Origin of the sequence: Sphingobium sp. IP1 (assembly GCF_002708645.1) — a bacterium.
Taxonomy (GTDB): Bacteria; Pseudomonadota; Alphaproteobacteria; order Sphingomonadales; family Sphingomonadaceae; genus Sphingobium; species Sphingobium yanoikuyae.
Map to the genome: position 1 here is coordinate 1 of NZ_NOIW01000176.1, position 6,257 is coordinate 6,257.

Sequence of the window (6,257 nt, forward strand, 5' to 3'; positions counted from 1 at the left end):
GCAAAGAAGGTCGCGAGCAATACGCCGCCCACCGGCAGCGCAATGTCCGCCAGCAGGCCGGTGCCACGCGTCACCGGCGAGAAGTTCACGATATCCTCGCGCCCGAAGCGTAATGCGCGGGTCAGCATGCCCGACAGCGCGTCGATCAGGCCCGGCCCGGCAACCGCCAGCCAGCCGATGCCGGCCATCACCACCAGGGCCGTCCCCAGTTCGCGGGACTGGAGGATGTCGCCTTCCTTGGCGGCATCCTGCAATTTCTTCTGTGTCGGTTTTTCGGTCTTTTCGCCGCCCTCGGATCCGCCCGCCATGGCTCAGCGTCCTTCCGAGATGGCGCGGGCCTGTTCCAGCCCCGACTTGAGCGCGATGGTGATCCCCTCGCCCATCACCGGCACCGCCATCGCCAGCAGCACCAGCCCCGCCATCACCGCCATCGGCATGCCGACGGCGAACAGGTTGAGCGCGGGCGCAGTGCGCGCCAGCATGCCCATGACGATCTGCACCAGCACCAGCGCAAAGCCGACCGGCAGCGCGATCGTCACCCCGGCGCCCAGCAGCGAGCCGCCAAACTGGATCATGTGCCAGACCGCATCATTGCTGAGCATCGCCGCGCCCGGCGGCAGCGCCTTGTAGCTCTGCACCACGAAGCTGACGAGCAGCAGATGGCCGTCCATCGCCAGCAGCAGGAAGGTCGAGAGGATCGACAGGAACTGGCCGACCGCCTGCGTCCCCTGCCCCGACCCCGGATCGACCATCGCGGCAAAGCCCAGCCCCATGGTGTTGGCGATCGCCTCGCCCGCGACGAAGGCGGCGGAGTAGCCGATCTGCACGGCAAAACCCATGGCAAGGCCGGTCAGCACTTCGCCGGCGACCAGCATCACGCCTTCGAAACTGGCGACGCCGTCATGCGGCAACTGGATGGTGACGCTGTTGAGGGCGGCCATGCCAAGCGCGAGCGACAGGATCAGGCGCAACTGAAGCGGCATCGCGGGCGCACCGAAGACGGGCGCGGCCAGAAAGGCCGCACCGGGGCGGATCATGGCGATCAGCCAGATCCACAATTGCGTCTCGACGCCTGCGAAGCCGGGTGCGATCATTGCAGCAGGTCCGGTATCCGCTCGAATATCTCGCGCGTGAAGTCGGCGATCAGCACCATGATCGACCCGCCGAACAGGGTCAGCATCGCCCCCACGACCAGAATCTTGGGAATGAAGCTGAGCGTCTGTTCGTTGATCGACGTCGCGGCCTGGACCATGCCGATCAGCACGCCCGCGACCAGCGCCGGAATCAGGATCGGCGCCGTCGCCAGCGCCGTGATCCACAGCGCATGCTGTGCCAGGCCCATGAAGAAATCCGCATTCTCCATTGCCGCCCTCCTATGTCGCGAAGGAGCCGGCGAGCGACCCCATCGTCAGCGCCCAGCCATCGACCAGCACGAACAGCAACAGCTTGAAGGGCATGGAGATGATCGTGGGCGACAGCATCATCATGCCCAGCGCCATCAGGGTCGATGCGACGACCAGGTCGATGATGAGGAAGGGCAGGAAGATCATGAAGCCGATCTGGAACGCGGTCTTCAACTCGCTGGTGACGAAGGCCGGCAGCAGGATCGTGAAGGGAATGTCGTCGGGCGTGCGGAAGGCCGGGGCCTCGGCCATGTTGGCGAACAGCTTGAGGTCGCTCTCGCGCGTCTGCTTGGCCATGAAGCCGTGCAGCACCTTGCCCGAACGGCCGACCGCTTCCTCGATCGAAATCTGGCCCTTGCCATAGGGATCATAGGCCTGGCCGTTGATCTGGTCGATCACCGGTCGCATCACGAACAGCGACAGGAACAGGGCAAGCCCGACCAGCACCTGGTTGGGCGGCGTCTGTTGCAGGCCCAGCGCCTGGCGCAGCAGCGACAGGACGATGATGATCCGGGTGAAGCTGGTCATCATGAGGATCAGCGACGGCAGGACCGACAGCAGGCTCATGAGGACGAGGATCTGCAGCGACAGCGACAGCGAGCGGCCGTCGCCCGAAATCTGTCCCATCGCGCGGGTCAGCGCGCCACCATTGTCGACCGGCGCCGGCGCGGCCGGCACCGCCTGCGCCAGCGCAGGATCGACCAGCATCAGCCCGGCGGTCAGCAGGATGCCGCCGACCAGCCAGTGACTAGCGCGCACGATAGGGGTCGCCTTCCGCGATCTTCTCGATCCGGCCGCGGGTGACCGACAGCAGGATCTTCTTGCCCTCGAACTCGACCACGGCCAGCTTGCCGAACGTGCCCATGGGCAGCGCTTCCAGCAGCTTCAGCGACCGGTCATTCTGGCCGACCATCATGCCGGGCTGATATTTGCGCCACAGCCACAAGGCACCAAAGGCCATGCCGCCCACAAGCGGCAGCAGGATCAGCAATTTGACGAAATACCAGAACATGCACGCGCCCCGCGTTTAGGTTAATGCGTCATCCGATCCGCAAGAATGGGCCGCAAGGCAAGCGCAAAAGCACGGCCCTGCGATCAGCCGCGCCGTTCGACCCCGGCCATGCGGGTTTCGGTGGCGGCGATATCGACGATGCGGATGCCATAGCGGCCGTTCACCGTCACGACCTCCCCCTTCGCGATCAGCGCGCCATTGACCATGATGTCGAGCAGTTCGTCGGCCTGGCGATCCAGTTCCACGATGCTGCCTTCGGCCAGGTCCATGACTTCGGCCAGGCGCAGCGAGGTCGATCCGACCTCCACCGACATGCGCACCGGAATATCGGCCAGCAGCTTGAACTGGCGGTTCGCCGCCATGCGGCTGGCGCTGTCTTCCCCACGGGGATCCATCATCGGGGCGTCGCTCATATCACTCATTGTTCCGGTCCCTGTGCAATCTTTTCAATCTGGAAGGCGGCACGGCCATCCTGTTCGCCGATCGTGCCGTGCGCGACGATCCTGTCGCCGACGATCAGCGGCAGGCTGCGGCCGATCGTCACGGGTATGATGTCGCCGGCCTTGAGCTGCATCAGCTCCGCCAGCGAGAGATTGGGGCGGGCCAGCACGGTGCGGGCCGGCAGGCGGATGTCGCGCATGCGGCGCGCCACGCGGGCCTGCCACACCGGATCGACATGCTCGTCATCGCTTGCGACCTTGCTGCCCATCAGCGCCTCGACGCCGCGCAGCGCCGCCAGCGGGAAGACCATGTCGATCGACCATTCGCGATCCCGGTCCAGCCCGACGCGGAAGCGCTGCACCACCATCTGGTCGGCGGGCTGGGCAGCGGCGGCAAAGCCGATGCCGGTTTCACGCAGCAGCAGGCCGGGTTCCAGGGGCAGGACTTCGGACCAGCATTCGACCATGCGGGCCATGATGGTTTCCGACAGGCGGGCGATCAGCCGGTCTTCGGTCGGGGTAAATTCGCCGCGCGCGGGCAGCGCCCGGTTGCCAAGCCCCCCATAGAAGCAGTCGACCAGGGTCGAGATCATGGTGGCGTCCATGCACAGCAGCATCTGCCCCTTCAGGGGCAGCAGGCGATAGATGGACAGGCTGCAGAAATTGGGCGCGCCGGCCGACCAGGCGCCAAACTCCACGACCCGTGCATCCTCGGCCGCGACATGCGGGCGGATGCCGGAAATGGGTTCGATCAGCGCACGGATACGCCGGCCGAGCTTTTCACCCAGCCGGTCGAGGCCCGACAGCATTACCGGAGCTTGCGTGTCCCCCCGCCCGAAGGCGAAGGATTGAACGTGATTCATGTCTGTCCCCTGCCCTTGGCCAGGGGACTTCCCAGCGTTCAGGCAGCGCTATTGAATAACGAAATTGGTAAAATAAACGTTATCGACACCGCCATAGCCGGTCTTCTGCTTGAGTACATCGTTGATGATGCCCCGGATTTTTCCTTGCAGCATGCGCTTGCCGTCGGGCGTGACCAGCTGCTCCTCGGGCTGTTCGGCGAGCATCATCAGCACCTGACTGCGAATCGCCATCTCGTGCATCTTGATCGCGGCGATCACGCGATAGTCATAATAGGTCGACACCGCGACGGTGATCTGGGCGAAGGCGTCGGTGTCCGTCATGTTCGACGTGAAGGGCGCCTGGAGCTGGAAATAGGTGGCCTGATAGGCGGTCGGATTGCTTGGTGCCGGCAGGTCGATGCCCTTGCCGGGCGCATGGGCGGCCGACGGGGCATGCCCCTCGCCACCGGCGCTCGCATGGCCACCGCCTTCGCCACCACCGCCGCCACCTTCACCGGCCCAGCCATGGGCGGTGGCGACAGCCTGCGCATCCTCGCCCGCCAGGACCAGCACGGGCTTGTTGGGATCTTCCTTGGGGCCCTCGGCCTTGGGGCTGAAGAAGCCGGCGGCGTACAGCCCGCCCGCAGCGCCGGCACCGCCCACCACCATGGCGACGGCGACCAGCAGGATGAGCTTCATCCCCCCACCCTTCTTCTTCTTCGCCTTGGGTTCATCGCTCATCGTTCACGTCCCCTGGAATATCCCGTCCCGGCCGTCAGGCGTAGCGCGCGCGGCGGACGTCACCGGCGCTATCGCCGGTGTCACCATGGTTAAGAACGGCCGGATCGCTCCCGGCTTTATGGCCAAGGCCATTATTTTCACGGCCCTGCCAGCGGCCCTGCGACGAGGATTGGCCCGCCATCTGGCCGGCACCCTGCCAGGTGCCCTGCTGTTGAGAGGCATTGCCCTGCTGGCCGTTCGACTGGCTGCCGGTCTGGCCATTGGCATCGGCCTTGGCCGCTTCGGCAACATGCGGCGCGCGTTCGATCTTCACTTCATGGATGCGCACGGCGGCAAGGCCGGCGTCCAGCTTCAGCCGATCGCTATCCTGGCGCAGCGCCATTTCCGCCGCCTCGCTGGCAACGGTCAGGCTGACCGCCGCGCCATCGCCATCCTGGCGGATATCGACCTGGATCGGGCCAAGCTGGTCGGCATTGATCTGGAACCGGCCCTGCGCGCCATTGGCCGACAGGCCGGCAATGTCGCGGGCCAGCCCGTCAATCCACTGTCCCGACACACCCATATCGACCACCTGCTGGCCAAGGCTGGCCGACAGGTCGACCGTCGGCATCGCCGCCGGCGTGACCGAAGGCGCCTGGGGCACGGCAGCCTGAGGCACGGATATTTCCGCGCCACGATGGGGCGCGGCCGGAGTGGCTACGACCAGCGGATCGACGGCCGTGGTCGCCTTGTCCGGCGTGCGATCGCTGACCGGCGTTGCCGCTTCGGCGCTGTCGCGCACCGGCGTCGCCCGGCGGTTCATATGGTCGCGCACCAGTTGCAGCAGCGACAGGGCTTCCGCCTTGGCCGGCTTGGCGGCCACGGGCGCGGCCGGGACGTCGGTGCCGGCGGATGCGATCTCGACATCGGCCTCGTCCGGGCTGCTGGTTACAGCCGCAGGCGCGGTCTTCTCCGTCGGCCTGGCGGCCGCCACGACCATTTCGGCCGGCATGTCAGGGGTGACCTCCGGCGCCGCAGCGACAGCGGGCATGACCTGCTCGACCGGGCGCTGTGCAATCACGGGCTGCGGGGCTACCTGGACCGGGGCCTGCACGACATTCGGGGCCGCGTTGGCGGCTGGCGCAGGCTGGGCCGGGGTCATCGCAGCGACCAGTTCGGGCGTCATTTCAGGCGTCGTTGCAGGCGCCGCCACGGGCGTTGCAACGATCTGGTCATCCTGCCCATCCGCGCCGACCACCGGGGCCGTCACCGCTTCCTGTCCCATGGCCGGTTTCGAAGGGGCCTGGGTTTGGGACAATGAAGGTGACAGCGAAGGAGACACGCTCAAAGGCATCTCCCGGGTCGGCGCGGATGGAGCCGAAGATGCGGGGGCATCGTTCGGCGCCTGCGGCAAGGGGGGGAGTGCAGCAGGCAAGGAATGGGCAATCGGATCGGCGACGATCGGCGCGTCATTGTCGACGGGCGCATCGGCCGTCACTATGTCAGCTTCGCTGTCACCATCGGCGATGTCGTCGGCCTCGGGCGCGACGATCGCAGCCGGCAGAGGCTGCGGCGCGGGCGTCGGCCTGGCCTTGATCGAAGCATCAGCAAGGGCGAGCGCGATCGCCCCTTCGGCTTCCACCGGCAGCGACAGGGCCACATCGGCGGTCGGAACCGGCGCCGGAGTGCGGATATCGGCAGGCGCAGGCGCGACCGCCCGCGCCCGGGGCGGCCGAGGCAGCGGGGGGGCTTCCGCGACAGCCTCACCCTCCCGCCGGACGATCGGGGCGGGCGCCGCCGATACGGGCGCAACGCCCCCCTCCTCCTGGACTGGCGCAGC

At 66.9% G+C, this 6,257-nt stretch carries 9 protein-coding genes; all 9 read right to left on the reverse strand.

The features are described 5' to 3' along the window. Positions 1-308: EscU/YscU/HrcU family type III secretion system export apparatus switch protein (locus CG471_RS28440; protein WP_180275830.1), on the reverse strand; the 308-nt coding region annotated here is incomplete at its 3' end. Positions 309-311: 3 nt separating this feature from the next. Further along, on the reverse strand, positions 312-1,094 hold the full coding sequence (fliR, locus tag CG471_RS28445) for a flagellar biosynthetic protein FliR (RefSeq protein WP_004208179.1): 783 nt from the start codon (positions 1,092-1,094) through the stop codon (positions 312-314). Then, positions 1,091-1,363 carry a flagellar biosynthesis protein FliQ gene (fliQ, locus tag CG471_RS28450; protein ID WP_004208180.1) on the reverse strand — a complete coding sequence of 91 codons (273 nt, stop codon included), beginning with the start codon at positions 1,361-1,363 and terminating at the stop codon, positions 1,091-1,093. Before fliQ ends, fliR begins: the two co-directional genes overlap by 4 nt. A gap of 10 nt (positions 1,364-1,373) precedes the next feature. Beyond that, positions 1,374-2,111: a flagellar type III secretion system pore protein FliP gene (gene fliP, locus CG471_RS28455; RefSeq protein ID WP_169863187.1), complete on the reverse strand. Its 738-nt coding sequence runs from the start codon at positions 2,109-2,111 to the stop codon at positions 1,374-1,376. 40 nt (positions 2,112-2,151) lie between these two features. Next, positions 2,152-2,415 carry a flagellar biosynthetic protein FliO gene (locus tag CG471_RS28460; RefSeq protein WP_004208182.1) on the reverse strand — a complete coding sequence of 88 codons (264 nt, stop codon included), beginning with the start codon at positions 2,413-2,415 and terminating at the stop codon, positions 2,152-2,154. A gap of 83 nt (positions 2,416-2,498) precedes the next feature. Beyond that, the gene (gene fliN, locus CG471_RS28465; RefSeq protein WP_004208183.1) at positions 2,499-2,837 is read right to left on the reverse strand and encodes a flagellar motor switch protein FliN; all 339 of its coding nucleotides are present in this window, start codon (positions 2,835-2,837) and stop codon (positions 2,499-2,501) included. After that, positions 2,834-3,718 (reverse strand): flagellar motor switch protein FliM, encoded by an 885-nt coding sequence (locus tag CG471_RS28470; protein WP_180275831.1) that lies wholly within the window; start codon positions 3,716-3,718, stop codon positions 2,834-2,836. Before CG471_RS28470 ends, fliN begins: the two co-directional genes overlap by 4 nt. Before the next feature lie 48 nt (positions 3,719-3,766). Continuing rightward, a complete protein-coding gene (gene fliL, locus CG471_RS28475) occupies positions 3,767-4,438 on the reverse strand; it encodes a flagellar basal body-associated protein FliL (protein WP_004208185.1) in 672 nt (223 codons plus the stop codon). A gap of 34 nt (positions 4,439-4,472) precedes the next feature. Then, positions 4,473-6,257 (reverse strand): flagellar hook-length control protein FliK (locus CG471_RS28480; RefSeq protein ID WP_099234508.1); only part of this gene is annotated, 1,785 nt, incomplete at its 5' end.

Excerpts from the sequence above, each read along its gene's own strand:
- fliP (WP_169863187.1), bottom strand. The coding sequence starts at position 2,111 with ATGCTGGTCGATCCTGCGCTGGCGCAGGCGGTGCCGGCCGCGCCGGCG.
- fliR (WP_004208179.1), bottom strand. The coding sequence starts at position 1,094 with ATGATCGCACCCGGCTTCGCAGGCGTCGAGACGCAATTGTGGATCTGG.
- fliN (WP_004208183.1), bottom strand. The coding sequence starts at position 2,837 with ATGAGTGATATGAGCGACGCCCCGATGATGGATCCCCGTGGGGAAGAC.
- fliQ (WP_004208180.1), bottom strand. The coding sequence starts at position 1,363 with ATGGAGAATGCGGATTTCTTCATGGGCCTGGCACAGCATGCGCTGTGG.
- fliL (WP_004208185.1), bottom strand. The coding sequence starts at position 4,438 with ATGAGCGATGAACCCAAGGCGAAGAAGAAGAAGGGTGGGGGGATGAAG.
- CG471_RS28460 (WP_004208182.1), bottom strand. The coding sequence starts at position 2,415 with ATGTTCTGGTATTTCGTCAAATTGCTGATCCTGCTGCCGCTTGTGGGC.
- CG471_RS28470 (WP_180275831.1), bottom strand. The coding sequence starts at position 3,718 with ATGAATCACGTTCAATCCTTCGCCTTCGGGCGGGGGGACACGCAAGCT.